A 22738-nucleotide genomic window follows, 5' to 3' on the forward strand; every position below is an offset into this window, starting at 1 on the left:
AAACAATGGTTCAGCTGATTGAATGCCCGCGCGATGCCATGCAGGGATGGCCGCATTTTATAGATACTGCACAAAAAACAGCCTACATTAACCAGTTGCTGCAGGTAGGCTTTGATACCATTGATTTCGGCAGTTTTGTATCGCCCAAAGCCATCCCGCAGATGGCTGATACAAAAGCAGTGCTGGAAGGGCTGCACTGGCAGCAATACAACACCAAACTGCTGGCTATTGTAGCCAATGTGCGTGGGGCAGAAGAAGCAGTACAGCACGGGGCCATCCGTTATATCGGTTTTCCTTTTTCCATATCACCCACATTCCAGTTGCGCAATACCAACAGCACTATAGAACAAAGTGTGGCAACCGTGCAAAGCATACAGGAGTTGTGCGTAAAACATGGTAAAACGCTGGTATTGTACCTGAGTATGGGGTTTGGCAATCCTTACGGCGATGCCTATGATGAAACCATTCTGCTGCACTGGGCGCAACAGATGGTGCAGCTGGATATCCGCATTATTTCCCTGTCAGATACCGTTGGTGTAGCCACGCCGCAACAGGTTACCACCGCCCTGCAGCACCTGTTGCCGGCTTATACACAGGTGCAGTTTGGCGTACATTTACATGCTGCACCCAATAACCGGCTGCCTAAGTTGAAAGCCGCATGGGAAGCGGGTTGCAGGCGGTTCGACGGAGCCATTAACGGCATTGGCGGCTGCCCTATGGCACAGGATGAACTGGTGGGTAATATGGATACGCTGGATATGATTACTTATTTCGACAGTATACAGGCACTACCGCCTGTTAACCGGCAGGCACTGGCAGCCAGCACGGCCATGGCCGCACAAATATTTGTTTAAACACTATGCAGTTCCAGGTTCCGATACATATAAAACCACTTGATCCGTATATTTCCTACAGCGATAAATTGTTGCTTACTGGCTCCTGTTTTACTGAGCATATCGGTAATTACCTGATGGATATGAAGCTGCAGGTACTGCAGAATCCCAATGGTATTTTGTTTGATCCCATCAGTGTGTGCAACAGCCTGGTATCTTACATAGAAAACAAACAGTACATGGCGGCCGACCTGTTTTACCTCAATGAAACCTGGCATAGCTGGCAACACCACAGCCGTTTTTCAGCCCTGAGCCAGGAAGATACGCTGGCAGGTATTAACCAATCGCAACAGCAGGCGCATGATTTTCTGCAGTCGGCAGACTGGCTGATCATCACCCTGGGTTCTTCCTTTGTATACAAGCTTACCGATGCTGCAGATGCGGCAATCAATAAGGGCACAGGCATGCAGGTGGCCAATTGCCACAAAGCGCCTGCACAGGCTTTTCACAAGCATTTGTGCACCATCGAGGAAATGATTACCGCGCTGGATACAACCGTACACCGGCTGTTTCATTTCAATAAAAAACTGCGCATCATTTTTACCATCAGCCCGGTAAGGCATATACGTGACGGCGTGGTAGAAAACAACCGCAGCAAGGCACGTTTGCTGGAAACCGTGCACCACCTGGTAAACAAGTTTGACAGGTTGTATTATTTCCCCGCATATGAGCTGGTGATAGATGTGCTGCGTGATTACCGTTTTTATGATATTGACCTGGTGCATCCCAACTACCCGGCCACGCAGTTTGTGCTGGAACATTTTACTGAATACTGTATGGATGAACCTTCCCGCACGCTGATGGAGCAGGTGCGTAAAATAGTGCTGGCGCGCAAGCACAAGGCATTTAATCCGGCATCCACTCAACACAAACAGTTTCTGGCCAATGCAGCCGCTAAGGCGCGGGAGCTGGTGAAACAATATCCCTATCTTGATTTCAGCGAAGAGCTGCAGTTTTTTGAAGCAGGTATTTAATGGCAGTATTGGGTTCGCAGGTTGTTTAATTTCCGGCTTTTATCGCCCATATTCATCAGCGCCTGTACATCGCCGCATATTTGTTTGTTGTGTTCGGCTGCATCGGATAAGCTTTTGTTTTTAGCAGCCGCTTCCTGCAGCAGGGCAATATTGCATTCAATTCTTTTCTGGTAAGCTTCTTTATACATCGGCTCCAGCTCAAGTGCTTTGCTGAATGCGGCAATGGCCTTGTCGTACTTTTTCAGGTGCGCCTGCGCATCGCCGGTATTGTATTGCACTTCTGCATAATCAGGATTCATTTTACGCAGCTCATCCAGGTTGCGCATGGCAGAGCGGTAGTCGCCGTTCATGATTTGTGCAGTGGCTTCCTGCAGCATATCGTAGAACACGTTTTCTTCATCCGGGAAATGGGGTGTTGAATGCAGGAAATACACTTCCCGCTTCAGTTTGCCGGTGGAATACCATTCCTGCCAGTATTCTTCCATTTCACCATCTTTAAACCTGCCCCTGCGTTTGATAACACCATTGGGGAAGTATTCTTCGCGCATGCCATCTTCCTTGTTGTGGCTGTAATAATGCGATTCCATGAGGCTGCCATCGGGATAAAATACATTGGCATAGCCTTCAATCTGGCCGTTCACCACATCGCCAAAGGTCTTTTTCGCTCCATTAAGATAGTACTCGATAAACGGGCCGCTGTAAGGTTGTTTCAGTGTATCAAGATACAGGTGGTCGTTCTTTAAAACCAGCTGTTTTAATGTGGGTATGTGCCGCAGTGAATCGGGCCTGCTGAGCCATGCTTTGGTGATGATAAACATCACGGTGTCTACATCGGGAAACCCGAGCTGCTGCAGGCTGTCTTTCGCGGTAATGCGCCTGAACACGGCCATGTCTGCCACTTGTATGGTGGTCTCGGTAGGGTCGAGGTCTTCAGGATGTATGGCAGTGGAATCAATGTAAAACAAAGTCTTGCCGCTTTGCGCATGCAAATCCCTGCTGCAGCAAAACAGGCATATAACCAGGGCAATCGTGAATGAGCAGTGTTTCAAAGGAAGGTGTTTTTGTCTGTTGCGGTTGCAACAACTGTTATAAAATTGAGGAACGCGGCGGGTATCAGTGAATCCTGTCGCCACGCAGTTCCATTTCCTGCATAATAACGGCTTCATGCTGCAGCCATTGCTGCCATCGCTGCCGCACCTGTTCTTTGGGAGAATAGGTTTCGGCCAGTTCTAAAAACAACACATAATGCCCGGCCTCGCTTTCCATAAAACGGCGGTAAAAATTGCGCAGGTAGGCATCTTCCAGTCCTTCACTCAATCGTTTAAAGCGTTCGCAGCTGCGGGCTTCAATTAAGGCGCAAAGCAGCAGTTTATCGAGCAGGCGGCTTTCTTCGGTACCGCCTTTCTGCTGAAATAAAAGCAGGCTGTTTACATAAGCATCCTTGCGCTGTTTGCCCAGTTCAAGGTTGCGTTTGCGCAGCTCCTGCAATACCAGCCTGAAATGTCCCCATTCTTCTGTTACAATGGGCGACAGTTCGTTAACCAGTTCAATTTTATCGGGGTAACGCTGTACCAGTGTAATACAGCTGGTGGCCGCTTTTTGCTCGCACCAGGCATGATCGGTTAAAATAGCCTGCAGGCTGATGCCGGCGAGGTTCACCCAACGCGGGTCTGTAGGCAGTTGCAGACCCAGTATATTTTTTGTGTGTTCTGTGCGTTCCATAAACAATGCAATTCAGGGCAGCTGCATCAAAAAAACAGCTATTCCCTGCAAAGATGCGTTAAGATAGTTTAGTTTTGAAATTATGTATAATGATGGTTTTTTACAGCATAAACTGTCTGAAAGAATGCAGCAGCATGCCTTCAGGCAGCTGCGGCTGGCGCAGGGTGCGGCTGATTTCTGCAGCAACGATTACCTGGGTATTGTTCATAACAATGTACTGCACCCGTTGTTGCAGGGGCAGCAGCTGAAAACAGGCAGCACCGGCTCGCGGTTGCTGGCAGGCAACTATGCCCTGGCCGAAGCGGCGGAGCAGCAACTGGCCGTTTTTCATGCAGCGCCTGCGGCCCTGTTGTTTAATTCGGGGTATGATGCCAATGTTGGTGTATTATCATCGATCCCGCAACGCGGCGATACTATTTTATATGATGCGTTGAGCCATGCATCCATACGCGATGGCATACGGCTGAGCCTGGCTAAATCGTTCTCTTTTGCCCACAATGACATGGTGCAGCTGGAGGAGCGACTGCAAAAAGCGGACGGTACTATTTTCGTGGTAACAGAATCGGTGTTCAGCATGGATGGCGATATGTGCCCGCTGCAACAGCTGGTGGCTTTGTGTACCGCCTATAATGCCCATCTCATTATCGACGAAGCGCATGCCACCGGCGTGGTGGGTGAGCGGGGCGAGGGACTGGTGCAGCACCTCGGGTTGCAACAGCAGGTGTTTTGCCGGGTACACACATTTGGCAAGGCTTGTGGTTGCCATGGTGCAGCAGTGCTTGGTTCTGTGGCATTGCGCGATTACCTGGTGAATTTTGCCCGCAGTTTTATTTATACCACCTCATTGCCCGAACATGATGTGGCTGTAATACAGGCAAGTTATGCCGTTTTCCCCGGCATGCACCGCGAGCGTACGCACCTGCGTATGCTGATTCATACGTTTCAGCAGGCTGCCATGCGTTACGAAAAACTGGTATCGCACACGCCCATACAGGTGGTACTGGTGCCCGGCAACGATGCGGTAAAACAGGTGGCTGCCGAATTGCAGCAAAAGGGGCTCGATGTGCGGCCGATACTGTACCCGACAGTACCACTGGGAAAAGAGCGTTTGCGGATAGTGCTGCATGCGTTTAACACGGCAGCCGAGCTGGCGGTGTTGCTGGAAGTGCTGGGATGAGTGAGGGTTTAACGTTGAATAGTTCAATGTTCAATGTTTCAGATCGGAGTATAAACCGCCAAAAAATTGCGGGTATCCGCTGTTTTACAATCAGGCTAACAGCTTCTTATTTTATTAACTATATTAGGGGAACAATTGCAAGTATGCGCCTTATACCTTTTCTGCTTTCAGCAGCCGTGACCACAACCCTGGTGGTTGTTATGGACATGCAGCTTCCGCTGAAGGGCTCAAAAACACCACGCCTGGGCTATTTTCTATCACCTGCAACAGGCTTCTGGCAAAATGCCGAAAACGTCAGTTCCAATTTTGATCTGCATCTTCAATCCGGCCAGCTGCACGGCAAGGCTGAAGTATACCTGGATGACCGCCTGGTGCCGCACGTATATGCACAGCAGGAAAACGATGTGTATTTTGTACAGGGTTACCTGCACGCCAAATTCAGGCTGTGGCAAATGGAATTCCAGACACATGCAGCCGCAGGCAGGTTAAGCGAGGTGCTGGGTGCAGGTAAAAATGATGCCATACTCAACCATGATAAAATGTTCCGCCGCCTGGGTATGGTATATGCCGCGGAAAACTCGTTAAAAGCCATGGAGGCAGATACGCTTACCAAAAATGCGTGTGATGCCTACACTGCCGGTGTAAATGCTTATGTAAGTGCATTAAAAGAGGCCGATTACCCGCTTGAATACAAAATACTCAACTATAAGCCAGAGCCCTGGAGCAACCTGAAAACCGCGCTCTTCCTGAAATATATGTCGTACGAGCTGGCCGGTTTTGAACAGGACTTTGAGAATACGAATGCCCGCTCACTGCTTTCAAAAGAAGTGTTTGAGAAGATATATCCCTACGGCCAGGATTCACTGGATCCGGTGATTTCAGGCGAAGTGCCCATTGCATTGCCGGCGAACAATGTGCAGCGGCCTGCAGGGGCAGACAGTGCTTACCTGCATTTTGCGGAGCCAACCCGCGCCATTGATAGCATCATGAAGCCCAATAAAAACAATGGCAGCAATAACTGGGCGGTGCATGGCAGCAAAACAAAAAGCGGCAGACCAATCTTGTGTAACGATCCGCACCTGAGTTTGAATCTGCCCTCGCTGTGGTACGAAATGCAGCTGAGCGCACCCGGCTACAATGCTTACGGCGTATCGTTCCCGGGCGCACCGGCTATTATTATCGGGTTTAACGATAGCTGTGCCTTTGGCGTAACCAATGCAGAAAGGGATGTGCGCGATTACTACGAAACCACGTTTAAAGACAGCACCATGCAGGAGTACCGCTACAATGGTGCCTGGCAGAAAACGACTTTCCGCGATGAGATCATCAGGATAAAAGATGCTGCCAGCGATACGGAGCACATTGCCATGACGGTGATGGGGCCGGTGATGTACGATAAACATTTCCCCGACATCCTGCAATCAGGCAAAGCCTATGCCTGCCGCTGGAAAGCACATGATGCCAGCAATGAACTGCGATCTTTTATACTGCTCGATAAGGCAAAAGGCTACAACGATTATATTGACGCTACTGCTACTTTTCAGTGCCCTGGCCAGAACATGGCCTTTGCCAGCAAAAGCGGCGAAATTGCCATACGCCAGCAAGGGCAGTTCCCCGCTAAATGGCGCAGGCAGGGCGATTTTGTGATGCCCGGTGAAGACAGCAGTTATGCCTGGCAGGGCAACATACCCGAGCAGGCCAATGCAGTAATGCTGAACCCCGGGCGCGGGTTTATCAGCAGTGCCAACCAGTATCCCTACGACACTACTTATCCCTACTACCTGGGTGGCGTATACCAGCCATACCGCGGGTTAATTATCAACCGCAAACTGGCTTCCATGAATAACATCACCGTGGAAGACATGCAGCATATGCAAACCGATAACTACAATGTGTTTGCTGCAATGGCCAAACCTGTGTTGCTGCACTACATGAACGAATCGGCCCTCAGCGCCAAAGAGCTGCGTTACTGGAACCAGCTGAAACAATGGAACACACGCAACGATGCCGACGAAACAGGCCCTACCATATTTACCAGCTTCTGGGATTCGCTGAAATTGTTTGTATACCGGGATGAGCTGCATTTGCAGAAACACAGTTTGCCTGTTACCGAACCTGAAGCCAGCACGCTGCTGGAAGGATTGCTGAAAGATTCGGCGTATGTATTTGCAGATGATATTACCACACCAGAAAAAGAAACTGTCACCGATATGGTGGTAAAAGCATTTAAAAGTGTGGCGCCGGTTTTACAGGCAGCCGAAGAAAAGAATGAACTGGTATGGGGCAGGTTTAAGAAAAGCCGCATCACGCATTTGCTGCGCCTTCCTGCATTGAGCCGTACCGGTCTTTTTTCAGGCGGTGGTACCAATGTAATCAATGCCTTTACCGAAACACATGGCCCCAGCTGGCGTATGGTGGTAGAGCTTACAGATGAAACCAATGCATGGGGTGTGTACCCGGGCGGACAAAGCGGTAACCCGGGCAGCGCTTATTACGATAACTTTATCAATGAATGGCTTGATGGCAAGTATTATAAACTGCAGAATGTGAAAAAGGAAGCCATTGAAAAACAGGAAGCATTAAAAGGTGTAATGGTATTTGAAAAAGCCTGATGAATACATTTGTACCCGGGAACCTATTTAACAACGATCAGCCCAATTCAATGATATGAAATTTACGACAGCCTTGTTATTAACGGCCCTGCTTGGTTTTGCCTTACCCCTGTATGCACCCTGGTGGAGCTTTGCCATCAGCTCACTGTTAGTGGCGCTGGTAATACCACAAAAGCCCTGGCGCGCTTTTCTCGCCGGTTTCGCGGGTTTGTTTTTGTTGTGGGGTGTTCAATCTGCGTGGCTCGACAGCGCCAACAGCGGTTTGCTTTCTTCTAAAATGGCAGCGATGTTTGGTGTAGGTTCAGGCATTGTGCTGATACTGGTTACCGCATTCCTTGGTGCGCTTATATCCGGCGGCGCTGCTTTGGCCGGCAGTTTTGTTGTGCAGCCAAAACGTGTACGCGCAACTGTTGTAGAAGAACAGGAAGCGGCGGAAACAACAGCAGAATAATTATCGCTATACTTTTTGGTTGTAGCTGTGCATAAGCAGTACTTCAAGCCTGTTGAGCAGGGAAGTAACCGTCATGTCTTTAATGCGTGAAATAAAATAACCTTCCACAATACGGTCGGTCCAGATAATGTAGGTGAGTGTTTTCATCACCGCATCCAGCTGCATGTTGGCAATGTAATGCAGTTGTGACGGATACCGTGGCTCCTCACGCTGGATAATTGCATAGTCCGTATCAGCCAGTAAGTGATCACAGAATATACGTGTAAATTCCATCACAGTAGCTTGTGATGTGGTCATAGCTTTAGCCTGCTGTGCTTTTTCCGCCGCCTGTGACGCCACTTTATGCTGTTGTGGTTCAAAGTTCGGTTTAAAAGAAATCAGCTTGCCTAAGCCCTCTATCTGGTATGTTGTATAATAATTATTCAAAGGATGCAGAGCTTGTAATCGGTCACACAATACAGGGCGAAAATACTGGTTGCCCGATGTTTATATTCTGCCCGGCACGTATTTTATGCCTATTTTAAGTTGTTTCTTAAAAAACGATTAAAAGCAAATTGCTTATTTTTGCCGCTGAAATTTTGCCCACCCTGCAAGTGGGTCCATATTATTGAATGGAATATCTTTTTGTGTTAAAATAATCACAAAGGGATGTCTGAAATAATGAGCAAACATGGCAGTATTACACAACCGCGTATCACAGGCTGAGTTGAAGGAACGTTTATACCAGGAAACAGAGCCGCGCACCACCATTAGCTTTTACCAGTATTTCCCTGTCCAGAACCCGCAGGGTTTCCGCGATCAGCTGTACAAAGATTTAAACAACCTCAAAGTATTTGGCCGCATTTATGTAGCACACGAAGGCATCAATGCACAGATCAGTGTGCCTGCACCGAACTTTGAAGCCTTAAAGCAGGTGCTGTATGCTATTGAACCGCTCAATGGCATACGCCTGAATATTGCAGTAGATGACGATGGTAAATCGTTCTGGGTATTGAAGATAAAAGTGCGCGACAAAATTGTTGCCGACGGTATTACCGACCCCTCGTTTGATATGGCCAACAAAGGCAAGTATGTGAATGCCGCACAAATGAACGAGATGCTCAAAAATCCGGATACCATTGTGGTAGACATGCGCAATCACTACGAGTATGAAGTAGGGCATTTTAATGCAGCCATCGAAATACCTTCCGATACTTTCCGCGAACAACTGCCCATGGCAGTAGATATGTTGCAGAACGCGAAAGATAAAAACATTATCATGTACTGCACAGGCGGCATCCGCTGTGAAAAAGCCAGTGCATATATGCTGCACAATGGCTTTAATAACGTGTATCACCTCGAAGGGGGCATTATTAACTACGCCAGGCAAATTAAAGAAGCGGAAATGCCCAGCGCCTTTATCGGCAAAAACTTTGTATTCGACGACCGCCTTGGTGAACGTATTACAGAAGATGTAATTGCCAAATGCCACCAGTGCGGTGCACCCTGCGATACACATACCAACTGCAAAAACAATGGCTGCCACCTGCTGTTTATCCAGTGCGAAAACTGCGCATCCCAGTACGACGGCTGCTGCAGCCAGGCTTGTAAAGACACCATTGATTTGCCTGTAGAGCGCCAGAAAGAAATCCGCAAAGGAGTTGACAATGGCAGGAATATCTTTAATAAATCAAGGGAAAGACTGCGGCCGAGGTTGAACGAACGGGAAGGGAGTGAGTGAGATCACTGGTGAATAGTCAATAGTCAATAGTGAATAAAATAAAAGCCCCCGGTGCCGGGGGCGTTATTTTTATTGATGCCTGCGCTGGTGTCCTCACCTGCGCATTTTTGGTAGTGGTAATAGCTGTGTGGGTGATCCTGCTAAAAGCTAACTGCTATCAGCTATCCGCTAAAAAAGCTCGTCGCTTGCAGCTTGCAACTCGCAGCTTATAGCAGCTCTTTCAGCGCTGCGCTGGTGGCTTCAAATGTTTGTTCTTCTGTCCAGTCTTCGGGGGTAAAGGGTTCACCGATGATCTGTTCGTATAGCTCAATATACCTTTTGCTGATGGTTTGTATCCAGTCAGGTGTCATTTCAGGAACAGTTTGTCCTTCCTTGCCCATGAAATTATTGGCGATAAGCCATTCGCGCACGAATTCCTTGCTCAGCTGTTTCTGGCGTTCGCCGGTTGACTGGCGGGCTTCAAAACCTTCTGCATAAAAATAGCGGGAAGAATCCGGTGTATGCACTTCATCCATCAGGTAAATTTCATTGCCCAGCTTGCCAAATTCGTATTTGGTATCTACCAGTATCAGCCCGCGTTTGGCGGCAATCTGTTTACCCCTGTCAAACAGTTGTAAGGCATATTTTTCCAGTATTGCCCAGTCTTCCGGGGTAGCAATGCCCTGGGCGATAATTTCTTCTTTGGAGATATCTTCATCATGTCCTGCGTCGGCCTTGGTGCTGGGGGTGATGATGGGAGAAGGGAAAAAGTCATTTTCCTTCATGCCTTCGGGCATGGTTACACCGCACAGTATGCGTTTACCGCTGTTGTAGGTGCGCCAGGCATGACCGGTTAAGTTGCCACGTACCACCATTTCAATTTTAAACGGCTCGCAGCGTTTGCCGATGGCCACATTGGGAGCCGGGGTTTTCACCAGCCAGTTGGGACAAATATCCTTTGTGGCATTCAGCATATAGGCGGCTACCTGGTTTAACACCTGTCCCTTGTAGGGGATGGGCGCCGGTAAAATTACATCGAAGGCAGAGATGCGGTTGCTGGCAACCATCACCAGCCAGTTCTGCTGAATACTATATACGTCTCTTACTTTTCCTTTGTAAAACGCAGTTTGTTGCGGGAACTCAAATTTTGCCATGCGCAAAAATACCGCAGTTCACCAAAAACGGCAAACGGGGTACATTATTTCTGTAATTATTACATTTCTGCCGCTAAAAGTATCGGGTACCCGCTTTGATTGTGATGCACAACACCATAACAACCAAATGGATATTTTTTATGATGTTTTGCTGCCTGCTGTCCTGAAAGTTCTCCCCGGATCAGGAAAAAATGCGCCGCAAAAAAATAGTTAATTAAACAACTATTTTTTGTAAATTTCGACAACGCTTGTCTAACGATTTAATACCAAACTAATCGCTGTATGAAAAAAACTGTAGTAGTCATTTGCATGTTATGTTGTGCATTACTTCACGTAGCAGCCTATGCGCAGAACCCTGTAACCTTAACAGGCACCATCACCAATCAAAAAAGCAACGAATCATTAACGGCTGTCTCCGTAACCGTAAAAGGCACCAATGCCGGTACCTATACCGATGACAGGGGGCACTTCAAAATCACCGTAAACCATGCTTTGCCACTTACGCTGGTGATTAGTTCGGTTGGTTATTCCACAAAAGAAATTGAAGTAAGCAGTGCTGCAACGCCGGTAACCCTGGCGCTGGAGCCCAATTTTGTGCTGGGCCAGGAGGTGGTAGTGGCCGCATCGCGCAGGGCAGAAAACATCCAGGAATCACCTGTAACCATTGAACGGCTTGGTGCAGCCAATATCCGCAATGCACCTGCCGTAAGTTATTACGATGCTGTGGGCAGCCTGAAAGGGGTAGATGTGGTGGCTTCCAGCTTAACCTTTAAAACCATTACCACACGCGGTTTCGGCGGCAGCGGTAACCTGCGTTTTAACCAGCTGGTAGACGGTATGGACAACCAGGCGCCCGGCCTCAACTTCTCGGTGGGCGGCGTTATTGGCTTAACCGAACTGGATGTTGATAATATGGAGCTGCTGTCCGGCGCCTCTTCTGCATTGTATGGCCCGGGTGGTATGAATGGTACCATGCTTATCACCAGCAAAAATCCTTTTAAATACCAGGGCTTCAGCGCACAGGTAAAACAAGGGGTGATGCATGTTGACAGCCACGAACGCAAACCCGCACCTTATTATAATGTAAGCATGCGCTGGGCGCAAAAAATCACCGACAAATTTGCTTTTAAAATTACCGGCGAGTACACAGAAACAAAAGACTGGCTGGCCAATGATGACCGCGACTACAATCGCACCACCAGCAGCAATCCCAATGGCGAAGTAAAAAGCGGTACACGTACCAGCGATCCCAATTATGACGGTGTAAACATATATGGCGATGAAACCACGCAATCATTGCCCGTTATTTACCAGGGCGTAGCTGCTGCCATTCCGCCCGCAGGACTGGGGGCACTGAATGGCATACTTGCTGCCAACCCCAACCTTACCCTGCAGCAGTTCAATGCAGTGGTAGCCGGAAACCCGCAGCTGGCCCCGCTTGCACCGTATGCCCCGGTTATATATGGCAACGCGAAAAACTATTATGCCGGTCAAAATGTAAGCCGTACCGGTTACAACGAACAGGATGTGGTTGATCCCAAAACCTACAACCTCAAAATAGCCGGCGGCCTGTATTATAAAATAACCGATGCGGTTGAAGCATCATTGAGTGGTTACTGGGGCACCGGTAATACTGTATACACCGGCAGCGACCGCTATTCACTGAAGAACCTGAAAATGGGCCAGTACAAACTGGAGTTTAAAGGGAAAGACTGGTATGCCCGCGCTTACACTACGCAGGAAGATGCAGGCAAATCGTTCAATGCCACCATCACTACCCGTTTGTTTAACGAAGCCTGGAAGGCCAGCAGTGTTTGGTATCCTACCTATATGGGTGCTTATACTACCGCGCTGGCAGCAGGTTTGCCTTCCACTGACGCACACAATGCCGCACGCGGCGTGGCCGACCAGGGACGCCCGGCCGGGCCTGTTTACGATAACCCGCTGTTTAAACAAATCGCATCTACACCTATCTCCCAGGGGGGCGGCTTGTTCCTGGATAAATCCAGCCTGTACATGGTGGAAGGCCAGTACAACCTTACCCGCCTGCTGAAACTGGAAGACAAAGGCACCGATGTACTGGTAGGCGCCAGCTGGAAACGGTACGTGCTGAACTCTGAAGGCACTTTGTTTGCAGATACCGCAGGCCGCATCAACATCAATGAAACAGGAGCCTATGCACAGGTATCGCAGAAAATATTCAAAGACATCCTGAAGCTGACCGCATCGGGCAGGTACGATAAAAACACCAATTTCAAAGGCCGCTTTACACCGCGTATTTCGGCAGTGGTAAAAGTGGCAGAAGACCAGCATGTGCGTTTATCATACCAGACTGCCTACCGTTTTCCTTCTACCCAAAACCAGTGGATTAACCTGGTGGTGGGCGGGGGTACCTACCTTATTGGCGGCTTGCCTGCTTTGCAGAATTTTTACAACCTCAACAATAACCCCGGTTATACTTTGCCTTCTGTGCAGGCTTACGGCGCTGCCCTGGCAGCAGGCGATCCCAATGCAGGCAGCAAACTGGTACCGTATAAATTTGGCGAGTTTAAAGCGGAATCCTCTACTTCCTACGAAGTGGGCTACAGGGCTACCTTCTTTAAACACTTCCTGGTAGATGTCTATGGTTACTATGGCCAGTACAAAAACTTTATCAGCTCACAGGTGCTGCTGCGCTCCAAAAGCGCATCGCCCATAGGTTTGCTGAGCAGCAGCACGCGTGATGTATTTTCTACTACAGTAAACAGCCCGGGTAAAGTGAAAACCTATGGCTGGGGCCTGTCTGCCGAATACCTGCTGGGTGGTAATTTCTCTGTTAACGGCAATGTATATTCCGATGACATCAGCGATGTACCACAGGGACTGGTTACCTATTTTAACGCACCGCGCTACCGTTACAACCTGGGTTTTGGCAACAGCGGTTTTGGTTACGGCAACCATTTTGGTTTCAATGTATTGTTCAGGTGGCAGGATAGCTTTGACTATGCCGGCACATTCGGACAGGGCCGGGTTCCTAATTTTACCACGCTTGATGCACAGGTGAGTTACAAATTCCCGAAAATCAAATCCATTGTTAAACTGGGCGGCACCAACCTCATCAATAAATACTACCGCACAGCCTGGGGCAACCCCGAAATCGGCGGTTTGTATTATGTGAGCTTCGGCTATAATGTATTTTAACGGTTTGTTGGGTTGTATAAAAAGTCCTGCCCAGGCGGGACTTTTTTATTGAAGCATACCTTTGCAGGGCCGGGATGGTTCCATCATGCACTGTATGCGGGCTATCCCGTTTGCCAACCTTTTTTTGCTTTTGTATGGCATAATCCTATATTTTTGCCGAGCTTTTTTAGCGCTTTTTAAAACAATCGATCAATTATTATGCGACAAATTGCTTTTCGTGAGGCTCTACGTGAAGCCTTGAGTGAGGAGATGAGAAGAGATGACCGCGTGTTCCTGATGGGCGAAGAAGTGGCCGAATACAATGGTGCCTACAAAGTTAGCCAGGGCATGCTGGCAGAATTTGGCGCTAAGCGTGTGATAGATACCCCCATTTCTGAATTAGGCTTTGCTGCTGTCGGCGTTGGTGCCGCGCAGAACGGTTTACGTCCGGTAGTGGAATTTATGACCTGGAACTTTGGTGTGCTGGCGCTTGACCAGATTTTGAATACCGCCTCTAAAATGCTGGCGATGAGCGGTGGACAGATCAGCTGTCCGATCGTTTTCCGCGGACCAAACGGCAGTGCCGGTCAGCTGGGTGCACAGCACTCTACAGCATTTGAAAGCTATTTGGCAAATATCCCCGGTTTAAAAGTCGTTTCTCCTTCCAATGGCTATGATGCCAAAGGTTTGCTGAAACAGGCTATCCGCTACGAAGAAGATCCCGTTATGTTCATGGAGAGTGAAGTAATGTATGGTGACAAGAGCGAAGTACCGGAAGAAGAATATTATATCCCGCTTGGCAAAGCCAAAGTGGTAAAAGAAGGTGCACAGGTAACCATCGTTTCATTCAACAAAATGATGAAAGTTGCCCTGGGTGCTGCTGCCGAACTGGAAAAAGAAGGCATCAGCGCCGAGGTAATCGACCTGCGCACCATTCGTCCGCTGGATTGGGAAACCATTCTCAACAGCGTGAAGAAAACCAACCGCCTGGTAATTGTGGAAGAGCAGTGGCCATTTGCCTCTATCAGCTCTGAAATCAGCTACCGCATCCAGAAAGAAGGTTTCGATTACCTGGACGCACCTATCCGCCGCCTCACCTGTGCAGATGCGCCGATGCACTATGCGCCCAACCTGGTAAACCTTTACCTGCCAGATGTTGAACGCACAGTGAAAATGGTAAAAGAAGTAATGTACCAGAAAAAATAACAACCGTTTCCAGGCCCTGCCCGGAAATAGTCAATACAACATCCCGGTATGCTTTCACAGCATCACCGGGATGTTGCGTTTTACGAAATAGCCAGCTGAAAGCGGCGCCTTTATTGGAGGTGCCAGGAGCGGAATAGTGTTCCTGACACTTCTCCGGTTGCGGTTTGAGCGCACTTTGGGATAATGAAACTTAAGGGTTAAATTTGTTGAAAACAGAGAAAATGGGAGCTGTAAAATTAATAGACCAGGAGATTGCTCAATACCTGCCCCGTTTGAATGATAAACAAAAACAGGCTGTACTTAATGTGGTTAAAACATTTGCTGCTGAACAACAGGACTGGTGGGATGAAATCAGTACTGAACAACAGCACGCCATAGACCAGTCATTGCAGGAAATGAAAGCCGGCAAATTAACCCCGCATGCTGAAGTATTGAAAAAATACGGCAAATAACAGTGAGTACACCTATCGAAATTCTCTGGACAAACGCTGCCATTAAAAGTTTTGATAAGATCATTGAATACCTCGAAGCAAACTGGACACCAAAAGAAGTAAAACAGCTTATTGAAGCAACAACGCAATTCCTTTCTGTGCTGCAATCCCATCCTGAAATGTGCCGTCCTTCACAGAAAAGAAAGCATGTACGCATTGGCATTCTCAACAAACAGACACAGCTCATTTACCATTATAAACCCAGAAAACATCAAATCGTGGTATTGCTATTCTGGGCGTTCAAACAAAATCCGGATAAATTACGGTATTAAAAATCACCTCCCGGCGACAAGCATCATACCCACTAAGGTAGTCACGACTGAAAAAGAGCTGCAAGCTTCAAGTTATTAGCTGCAAGCTTGTTCAGTATTTATCACCTCCGGCGAAAGTTATGATACTCGCTAAGATAGTGTCGACGTGTCGATTCTCGAAAATGGTACTCGCTCAGATCATCTCGACTGTCGATGTCTCGATTCTCGAAAATGGTACCCGCTACGATCACTCGCGACTGAAAAACAGCTGCAAGCTGCAAGCTATCAGCTTCAAGCTTGTTCAGTATATATCACCTCCGGCGAAAGTTATGATACTCGCTAAGATAGTATCGACGTGTCGATTCTCGAAAATAGTACTCGCTCAGATCATCTCGACTGTCGATGTCTCGATTCTCGAAAATGCTACCCGCTACGATCACTCATGACTGAAAAAGAGCTGCAAGCTTCAAGTTATCAGCTGCAAGCTTGTTCAGTATTATCACCTCCGGCGAAAGTTATGATACTCGCTAAGATAGTGTCGACGTGTCGATTCTCGAAAATGGTACTCGCTCAGATCATCTCGACTGTCGATGTCTCGATTCTCGAAAATGGTACCCGCTACGATCACTCACGACTGAAAAAGAGCTGCAAGCTTCAAGCTATCAGCTGCAAGCTTGTTCAGTATTATCACCTCCGGCGAAAGTTATGATACTCGCTAAGATAGTGTCGACGTGTCGATTCTCGAAAATGGTACTCGCTCAGATCATCTCGACTGTCGATGTCTCGATTCTCGAAAATGGTACCCGCTACGATCACTCACGATTGACGTCTCCCGCTTTTGGCGTAATTTAGATCATCCAAACACTTCCCGAACCTTTAAACATTGCTTTAAAACCAAGATTAGATGAGACAAGCTTTGCTTGCCGGCTTTGTATGCATCAGCCTTTCAGCAGCCGCGCAAAACACCGATTCTTTGCATGCCAATAACCTCGACACCGTAACTGTAAAGGCATTTTCCCTGCAAACCCAGTGGAAACAAGCCCCCGCTGCTGTTGCCATCATCAATGAACAGCAGCTGCAACGGAACGACCGGGTTTCGCTGGTGCCTGTTTTCAATACCATTACCGGCGTAAGAATGGAAGAACGTTCACCCGGCAGCTATCGTTTGTCATTACGCGGCAGCCTGCTGCGTTCCCCTTTTGGCGTACGTAACGTAAAAATTTACTGGGACGATATTCCCCTTACCGATGGCGGCGGCAATACTTACCTGCAACTAATCGATATTAACCAGCTGCAATCTGTAGAAATCGTAAAAGGCCCGGCCAGCAGTATGTACGGGGCCAATACCGGTGGTGCCGTATTGCTGCACAGCGGTAGTGCCAATGCACCCAAAGGCAGCAGCTGGCAGGCAGGTGTGGGCGGCGGTTCATATGGTTTGTTCAACGAGCAGATAGGTTATACACAGCAGAGCGATAAACTGCAGCTGCAGGTAAAACAAACACACATGCAGTCTGACGGATACCGCCAGCAAACAGGCTTGCGCAGGGATGCAGGACAGGTGAATGGCCGCTGGCAACTGAGCAAAGGTGAAAGCTTGTCCTTCATGGGGTTTTATACCGACTTGTATTACGGCACACCCGGTGGCATTACCCAGCAGCAAATGGATCTGAACCCGAAACTGGCACGTCAGCCGGGTAACGGACTGCCCGGCGCACAAACACAACAGGCAGCGGTATACAACAAAACAGCATTTGGCGGCATAACACTGCATTCAGCCTTATCACAGCACTGGAGCAATATCTCTACCATTACCGTTAACCATACGGGTTTTAACAACGCAGCCATCGCCAACTATGAGCAGCGGGATGAATGGAATTATGGTGGCCGCACTTCATTTCAGTACGGGTGGCAAACGCGTGGCGTGCAATGGCAGGCGCTGGCAGGGGCTGAGTGGCAGCTCAACCATTCGCATGTGGATGATTACGGCAACCGTGCCGGTGTAAAAGATACCGTGCAATTCAAAGATGTGCTTAATGCCATTCAATCGTACCAGTTTGCACAAGTGCAGGCAGTGATCGGCAGCAAATGGCATGTACAGGCAGGCGTAAGCCGCAACGATCAGCGGTATAATTTTCGCCGCCCAACCGACCCGGCGCAGCAGCAGGAGCAAAAGAAAACCGCAGGCCCCTTATGGGCACCGCGTTTCAGCGTATTGTACGAGGTAAGCAACGGCGTTGCAGTATATGGCATTACAGCAAAAGGTTTCTCTCCGCCAACAGTGGCAGAAATTCGTCCGTCAGACGGCAACTACTACGGCAACCTGCAGCCCGAATATGGCTGGAATGAAGAACTGGGCGTGAAAGGATTTTTATTCGGCAACCGTTTGCAGTACGATATCGCATACTATCATTTTGCTTTAACGCATGCCATTGTTACACGTAAAAACGATGCCGGGGCAGAGTATTTTGTAAATGCAGGCGGCACATCACAAAACGGAGTGGAGGCGGCTTTACGCGGTGTGATTATCCGCGGCAGCAAGCATTTTATTACAGAGCTTGCACTGTTTAACAGCTATAGCTTTCAGCCATACAGTTTCTCTGATTACAAATCAGGCGGTGCAGATTTTAGTGGCAACCGCGTTACCGGCGTACCGCGCAACATCAATGTAAGCGGTATTGATATTGCTACCAAGCCCGGGTTTTACCTGCATGGCTCATTCAACTATACGGGCAGCATTCCATTAACAGATGCCAATGATGCATGGGCCAAACCCTATCACCTGTTGCAGGCGAAACTGGGCTGGCATACGGTAATGCATAAAACCAACGTGGATATTTATGCCGGCGCCGATAACCTGCTGAACGAGACCTACAGCCTGGGAAACGACCTGAATGCCGCAGGCAAAAGGTATTACAACCCGGCACCCAAACGTAATGTGTATGCAGGAATTGTAGTTGGGTTTTAGTGGTAGCTACCGGCACAATACCGGCGGGCTGTTCTACGTTTAAGCCTGCAAACACCGGTTTTTCGCGGTATTTTGTTAATTTAGCCACCCCAAATAAGTGATATGTCAAATATTTTGATCATAGATGATGAAAAGGCCATTCGTAAAACCCTCTGCGAAATATTGTCGTACGAAGGTTTTAAGGTAACCGAGGCGTCTGACGGAGAGGAAGGATGGAAGTTTTTCACATCGAACACCTACGATGTGGTGCTGTGTGATATCAAAATGCCCAAAATGGACGGGCTGGAGTTTTTAACCAAGGCAACAGAGGTAAACCCCGATGTACCGGTGATTATGATCAGCGGACACGGTACCATTGAAACAGCTGTAGACGCCGTTAAAAAAGGTGCTTACGATTATATAGCCAAGCCGCCGGACCTGAACCGCATGCTCATCACTATCCGCAACGCGATGGATAAAAACACGCTGAGCAAAGAAACGCGCACACTCAAACGCCGCGTGAGCAAGGTGCAGGAAATGATCGGCGAAAGCGACGGCATTCTCCGCATCAAGGAAACCATTGAAAAAGTAGCGCCCACCGATGCACGTGTTTTGGTAACAGGCGAAAACGGCGTTGGTAAAGAAATGGTGGCCCGCTGGATTCATGAAAAAAGCAACCGTGCCGATGGGCAGCTGGTAGAAGTAAACTGCGCAGCCATACCCGGCGAACTCATAGAAAGCGAACTCTTTGGTCATGAAAAAGGTTCCTTCACTTCCGCTATTAAACAACGCATCGGCAAGTTTGAACAGGCAAGCGGTGGTACGCTTTTCCTGGATGAAGTAGGGGATATGAGCCTAAGCGCACAGGCCAAAGTGCTGCGTGCTTTGCAGGAAGGTAAAATTACCCGGGTAGGCGGCGATAAGGAAATCTCTGTTGATGTACGTGTGGTGGCTGCTACCAATAAAGACCTGCTGAAAGAAGTGGAGGAAAAGAATTTCCGTCTTGACCTGTACCACAGGCTGGGTGTGATTTTGATTCATGTACCTTCACTCAACGACAGGCGTGCGGATATTCCTTTGCTGGTGGACAAATTCCTCGCAGATATTGGCGAAGAATATGGCCAGGCCAAAAAAGGCATCGACAAAAAAGCCATGGATGCGTTGCAGAAACACAACTGGACCGGTAATATCCGTGAACTGCGCAACGTGGTGGAGCGACTGGTCATTTTATCTGGCAAAACCATTACGCAGGAAGATGTAACCAATTACGTGCTGCCGCGTTAACCGAAGCACTTGAGCATATATTCCAGGGCAGGTGCAAACAATTGTGCCTGCCTTTTATTTTACCAATCCAGCATACTTTGTTTTGATCCGGCACCAACATACCGTTATCATTATCACCGGCCCTACGGCAGTGGGTAAAACCGCGCTGTCACTGCAGCTGGCACAACATTTCGGAACAGCCATTGTATCGGCAGATTCAAGACAGTGTTTCCGCGAACTGAACATTGGTGTAGCCAAACCCGAACCGCACGAGCTGGCATTGGTGCCGCATTATTTTATCAACTCCCATTCCATACACGACGAAGTGAATGCAGCCGTTTACGAACAGTATGCATTACAGGCTGTGTCTGAGATTTTCAGTACCCGCCCGGTGGCTGTAATGGTGGGGGGCACCGGTTTGTATGTAAAAGCTTTCTGCGAGGGAATTGACCATATTCCGCCTGTTCCGGCAGAGATTCATGAAGCCGTGATTGACCTGTACCAGCAAAACGGGCTGGTCTTCCTGCAAAACGAACTGCGCGAAAAAGATCCGCTGTTCTGGGAAACAGCCGAGCAGCAAAACCCGCAGCGTTTAATGCGTGCCCTGGAAGTATTGTATGCATCGGGGCAATCCATTAGCAGCTTCCGCACAGCTGCCAAAGCCACACGTGATTTTAATATTATCAAGATTGGATTGGATATGCCGCGCGAACAGCTGTACCACCGTATTAACCTGCGTGTTGACCTGATGATGCAGGCCGGCCTGCTGGAAGAAGCGCAGGACCTGTTATCCTTCCGCCACCTCAACGCACTACAAACCGTAGGCTACCGCGAATTCTTTGATTATTTCGACGGGAAGATTACCCTGCCTGCTGCCATTGAACAACTCAAAACCAATACCCGCCATTACGCCAAACGCCAGCTTACCTGGTTTAAAAGAGATACCACCATTAACTGGTTTCAGCCCGGCGAGGCAGTAATAGATGCGGTGGAAGAGCTGTTGAAATAACAAGTTTTGGTGAACATGATGGCTGTGAGGACACAGCCATCGGCAGACTACGGGAAACAAAAGCGCCCGTATTGCTACAGGCGCCAGCAGGTGAGTTCGGGTTTGGCTGGTTCAGATCTTAAAACCAACTGTCAGTAACAAATTACCCCTGTTGTTTTTGGTAACAGCATAAGTATTCGGCTTATCTGCTAACCGGTAGGGGAAATTGACATCTTTATTAAAGCTGTACGCATAAGTAAGATCAATAAACATGCCGTGTGCACGGTAACCCAGGCCACCGCTCAGCATGGTGCGACTGGCTTTTAACGTTTTATCGTTGTACGGGCTGCCGTAATAGGCTATACCTGCACGAAACAGGAGCGGGTCAAATTTTAACTCGCCGCCTACACGCACATTCAGTGCGCCTTTCAGGTAATCCTTGGTAGTACTGTTAAGGGCTTTGTAATAATCCGTGGCAGATTCGTCTTCGTTGTTATCGGCATAATAACGGGTGCCGCGATAATTAACAAATTCAACATCTGCACTCACAAATCCGCGTTGTTGTTTGGTATCTGCCACCGCATTAAATACATAACTGCCGCTTACAATGGCACGGTAAGGGGTAAGCTGGTAGTAAGAGCGGGTAATGGGCGCCCCATTGTTGCGCGCATCGCTGCTTTCGGTGTTTACATGCGGTGGTACGGTAAGATAATTCTCAGAATCTGTGGTAATGGATGCACGCAGTTCATCTTTAAACGACATAATCGAGGGCGTATGAAATGCAAGCCCCAGTCTTAATGCCGATGTGGCCCTGTAAATCATACCCAGCTTGGCATTAAGCCCTATGCCGGATGATTTAAACTGCTCCCGGTATTCAAAATAATTGAAGTCGTTATTGGGGTTGCCGCTGGCATCTGTTTCGCGGTAATACAAATCGCGGTGATAGCTTTCAATGGGCACATTAACGCTCATACCCAGGTACAGCCTGTCTGCCGTGTTGCCTGCAAAAGCAAAAGCCACTTCATGAAAGCCACCGGTTGTTTTGCTGTCGTATTGCTGGTATATGCCGCTTGAATCTGGCACCAGGCTTTGGTAACCGATCAATTGTTTATTACCATCAAGCGCAGTATCAATTAAAAAGCTGCCAAAGGCAAGTGAGGCGCCGTTGAGATAATTGTTATAAGCCGAAATTGTATCGGCTCTGTCGCGGGTAAGTTCTTCCAGGTATTTTTCAGAATAGGAGCTGATGTTATTAAAGCCTGCATACGATGCATGATTGTTGTAGCTGGCCAGCTGTGTAACAGATACAGCGAATGCAGTGCTGCTCCATTTGCTGTACCGCGGGTCTTTGGCCGAGCCGAATACAAAACCGATAGGGCCGTAGGCAAAAGCAGTGCGTTTGCTGCTGCCGGCACTGTCGCGGTAATTAATCTTGTTGCTGTTGAACATGAGGCCGGGGGAAATAACAAATTCGGTGTTTTTATACATCCCGATGCCTGCCGGGTTTACATTACTGGCGCTGATATCACCACCCAGTGCGCCAATTGCGCCGCCGATAGCCGTGCTGCGTGCCGAGCCGCCGGGTATAAACCATGAGCTGCGCAGTGCATCCTCCGGCTCCTGCGCGTACACTGCCGTGCCACATAAAAAAGTGGCAGCGCAAATACAGAGGTACCTTTTCATAAGCATGTAGTTAATTCCATGTCCGGTTTGGGGTAAAAAATAGCCTGCTTATAATAACACAACATTATAAG

19 protein-coding genes are annotated in these 22738 nt (G+C 48.5%); 14 read left to right on the top strand and 5 right to left on the bottom strand.

The window, feature by feature from the left end; translation table 11 throughout:
• Positions 1 to 5 precede the first annotated feature (5 nt).
• The gene (locus tag DXN05_RS09240) at positions 6 to 854 is read left to right on the top strand and encodes a hydroxymethylglutaryl-CoA lyase (RefSeq protein WP_116846926.1); all 849 of its coding nucleotides are present in this window, start codon (positions 6 to 8) and stop codon (positions 852 to 854) included.
• Positions 855 to 859: 5 nt separating this feature from the next.
• The gene (locus tag DXN05_RS09245; RefSeq protein ID WP_116846927.1) at positions 860 to 1867 is read left to right on the top strand and encodes a GSCFA domain-containing protein; all 1008 of its coding nucleotides are present in this window, start codon (positions 860 to 862) and stop codon (positions 1865 to 1867) included.
• Here DXN05_RS09245 and DXN05_RS09250 read toward each other — a convergent pair.
• Both DXN05_RS09250 and miaE read right to left on the bottom strand, forming a co-directional pair.
• Entirely contained in the window at positions 1864 to 2916 is a 1053-nt protein-coding gene (locus tag DXN05_RS09250) for a tetratricopeptide repeat protein (protein ID WP_158559179.1), read from the bottom strand. The two genes, DXN05_RS09245 and DXN05_RS09250, sit on opposite strands and share 4 nt — an antisense overlap.
• Positions 2917 to 2980: 64 nt before the next feature.
• Positions 2981 to 3589: a tRNA-(ms[2]io[6]A)-hydroxylase gene (gene miaE, locus DXN05_RS09255; RefSeq protein ID WP_116846929.1), complete on the bottom strand. Its 609-nt coding sequence runs from the start codon at positions 3587 to 3589 to the stop codon at positions 2981 to 2983.
• 124 nt (positions 3590 to 3713) lie between these two features.
• Between miaE and DXN05_RS09260 the strand changes: the two genes are divergently transcribed.
• The 3 genes from DXN05_RS09260 to DXN05_RS09270 all read left to right on the top strand — a co-directional run bounded on the left by DXN05_RS09260 (position 3714) and on the right by DXN05_RS09270 (position 7829).
• Positions 3714 to 4766, top strand: a complete 1053-nt coding sequence (locus tag DXN05_RS09260) for an aminotransferase class I/II-fold pyridoxal phosphate-dependent enzyme (RefSeq protein WP_245975168.1) — start codon at positions 3714 to 3716, stop codon at positions 4764 to 4766.
• A 200-nt stretch (positions 4767 to 4966) separates the two neighbouring features.
• Complete coding sequence (locus DXN05_RS09265) at positions 4967 to 7378, top strand: penicillin acylase family protein (RefSeq protein WP_245975169.1); 2412 nt, start codon at positions 4967 to 4969, stop codon at positions 7376 to 7378.
• A 55-nt stretch (positions 7379 to 7433) separates the two neighbouring features.
• Positions 7434 to 7829, top strand: coding sequence for a hypothetical protein (locus DXN05_RS09270; RefSeq protein WP_116846932.1), 396 nt, complete (start codon positions 7434 to 7436; stop codon positions 7827 to 7829).
• A gap of 6 nt (positions 7830 to 7835) precedes the next feature.
• On the opposite strand, the gene DXN05_RS09275 is transcribed toward DXN05_RS09270, so the two are convergent.
• Positions 7836 to 8285, bottom strand: coding sequence for a DUF6508 domain-containing protein (locus tag DXN05_RS09275; protein ID WP_317125866.1), 450 nt, complete (start codon positions 8283 to 8285; stop codon positions 7836 to 7838).
• Between the two features lie 214 nt (positions 8286 to 8499).
• On the opposite strand from DXN05_RS09275, the gene trhO reads away from it, so the two are divergent.
• Positions 8500 to 9549 (top strand): oxygen-dependent tRNA uridine(34) hydroxylase TrhO, encoded by a 1050-nt coding sequence (gene trhO / locus DXN05_RS09280; RefSeq protein ID WP_116846934.1) that lies wholly within the window; start codon positions 8500 to 8502, stop codon positions 9547 to 9549.
• A 206-nt stretch (positions 9550 to 9755) separates the two neighbouring features.
• Here the strand turns inward: trhO and DXN05_RS09285 are convergent, their stop codons facing one another.
• Positions 9756 to 10682: a phosphoribosylaminoimidazolesuccinocarboxamide synthase gene (locus tag DXN05_RS09285; RefSeq protein ID WP_116846935.1), complete on the bottom strand. Its 927-nt coding sequence runs from the start codon at positions 10680 to 10682 to the stop codon at positions 9756 to 9758.
• Between DXN05_RS09285 and DXN05_RS09290 the strand changes: the two genes are divergently transcribed.
• The 8 genes from DXN05_RS09290 to miaA all read left to right on the top strand — a co-directional run bounded on the left by DXN05_RS09290 (position 10681) and on the right by miaA (position 21005).
• Complete coding sequence (locus DXN05_RS09290; RefSeq protein ID WP_116846936.1) at positions 10681 to 10896, top strand: hypothetical protein; 216 nt, start codon at positions 10681 to 10683, stop codon at positions 10894 to 10896. The two genes, DXN05_RS09285 and DXN05_RS09290, sit on opposite strands and share 2 nt — an antisense overlap.
• A 68-nt stretch (positions 10897 to 10964) precedes the next feature.
• On the top strand, positions 10965 to 13862 hold the full coding sequence (locus DXN05_RS09295; protein ID WP_116846937.1) for a TonB-dependent receptor: 2898 nt from the start codon (positions 10965 to 10967) through the stop codon (positions 13860 to 13862).
• Positions 13863 to 14060: 198 nt separating this feature from the next.
• Positions 14061 to 15047: a pyruvate dehydrogenase complex E1 component subunit beta gene (locus DXN05_RS09300; protein WP_116846938.1), complete on the top strand. Its 987-nt coding sequence runs from the start codon at positions 14061 to 14063 to the stop codon at positions 15045 to 15047.
• Between the two features lie 221 nt (positions 15048 to 15268).
• Positions 15269 to 15499, top strand: coding sequence for a hypothetical protein (locus DXN05_RS09305; RefSeq protein WP_116846939.1), 231 nt, complete (start codon positions 15269 to 15271; stop codon positions 15497 to 15499).
• Between the two features lie 2 nt (positions 15500 to 15501).
• Positions 15502 to 15810: a type II toxin-antitoxin system RelE/ParE family toxin gene (locus tag DXN05_RS09310; RefSeq protein ID WP_158559181.1), complete on the top strand. Its 309-nt coding sequence runs from the start codon at positions 15502 to 15504 to the stop codon at positions 15808 to 15810.
• Positions 15811 to 16693: 883 nt separating this feature from the next.
• Complete coding sequence (locus DXN05_RS09320) at positions 16694 to 18754, top strand: TonB-dependent receptor (RefSeq protein ID WP_116846942.1); 2061 nt, start codon at positions 16694 to 16696, stop codon at positions 18752 to 18754.
• A 102-nt stretch (positions 18755 to 18856) separates the two neighbouring features.
• Positions 18857 to 20017, top strand: a complete 1161-nt coding sequence (locus tag DXN05_RS09325; protein WP_116846943.1) for a sigma-54-dependent transcriptional regulator — start codon at positions 18857 to 18859, stop codon at positions 20015 to 20017.
• An 82-nt stretch (positions 20018 to 20099) separates the two neighbouring features.
• Positions 20100 to 21005, top strand: coding sequence for a tRNA (adenosine(37)-N6)-dimethylallyltransferase MiaA (gene miaA, locus DXN05_RS09330; protein WP_116847158.1), 906 nt, complete (start codon positions 20100 to 20102; stop codon positions 21003 to 21005).
• 111 nt (positions 21006 to 21116) lie between these two features.
• Here the strand turns inward: miaA and DXN05_RS09335 are convergent, their stop codons facing one another.
• The gene (locus DXN05_RS09335; protein ID WP_116846944.1) at positions 21117 to 22667 is read right to left on the bottom strand and encodes an OmpP1/FadL family transporter; all 1551 of its coding nucleotides are present in this window, start codon (positions 22665 to 22667) and stop codon (positions 21117 to 21119) included.
• Positions 22668 to 22738 lie beyond the last annotated feature (71 nt).

It is taken from the genome of Deminuibacter soli (assembly GCF_003412455.1).
GTDB lineage: Bacteria > Bacteroidota > Bacteroidia > Chitinophagales > Chitinophagaceae > Deminuibacter > Deminuibacter soli.

Bases quoted from the DNA above. Each gene is read 5' to 3' on its own strand.
- DXN05_RS09240 (WP_116846926.1), top strand. From the start codon at position 6: ATGGTTCAGCTGATTGAATGCCCGCGCGATGCCATGCAGGGATGGCCG.
- DXN05_RS09245 (WP_116846927.1), top strand. From the start codon at position 860: ATGCAGTTCCAGGTTCCGATACATATAAAACCACTTGATCCGTATATT.
- miaE (WP_116846929.1), bottom strand. From the start codon at position 3,589: ATGGAACGCACAGAACACACAAAAAATATACTGGGTCTGCAACTGCCT.
- DXN05_RS09260 (WP_245975168.1), top strand. From the start codon at position 3,714: ATGCAGCAGCATGCCTTCAGGCAGCTGCGGCTGGCGCAGGGTGCGGCT.
- DXN05_RS09265 (WP_245975169.1), top strand. From the start codon at position 4,967: ATGGACATGCAGCTTCCGCTGAAGGGCTCAAAAACACCACGCCTGGGC.
- DXN05_RS09270 (WP_116846932.1), top strand. From the start codon at position 7,434: ATGAAATTTACGACAGCCTTGTTATTAACGGCCCTGCTTGGTTTTGCC.
- trhO (WP_116846934.1), top strand. From the start codon at position 8,500: ATGGCAGTATTACACAACCGCGTATCACAGGCTGAGTTGAAGGAACGT.
- DXN05_RS09290 (WP_116846936.1), top strand. From the start codon at position 10,681: ATGCGCAAAAATACCGCAGTTCACCAAAAACGGCAAACGGGGTACATT.
- DXN05_RS09285 (WP_116846935.1), bottom strand. From the start codon at position 10,682: ATGGCAAAATTTGAGTTCCCGCAACAAACTGCGTTTTACAAAGGAAAA.
- DXN05_RS09295 (WP_116846937.1), top strand. From the start codon at position 10,965: ATGAAAAAAACTGTAGTAGTCATTTGCATGTTATGTTGTGCATTACTT.
- DXN05_RS09300 (WP_116846938.1), top strand. From the start codon at position 14,061: ATGCGACAAATTGCTTTTCGTGAGGCTCTACGTGAAGCCTTGAGTGAG.
- DXN05_RS09305 (WP_116846939.1), top strand. From the start codon at position 15,269: ATGGGAGCTGTAAAATTAATAGACCAGGAGATTGCTCAATACCTGCCC.
- DXN05_RS09320 (WP_116846942.1), top strand. From the start codon at position 16,694: ATGAGACAAGCTTTGCTTGCCGGCTTTGTATGCATCAGCCTTTCAGCA.
- DXN05_RS09325 (WP_116846943.1), top strand. From the start codon at position 18,857: ATGTCAAATATTTTGATCATAGATGATGAAAAGGCCATTCGTAAAACC.
- DXN05_RS09335 (WP_116846944.1), bottom strand. From the start codon at position 22,667: ATGAAAAGGTACCTCTGTATTTGCGCTGCCACTTTTTTATGTGGCACG.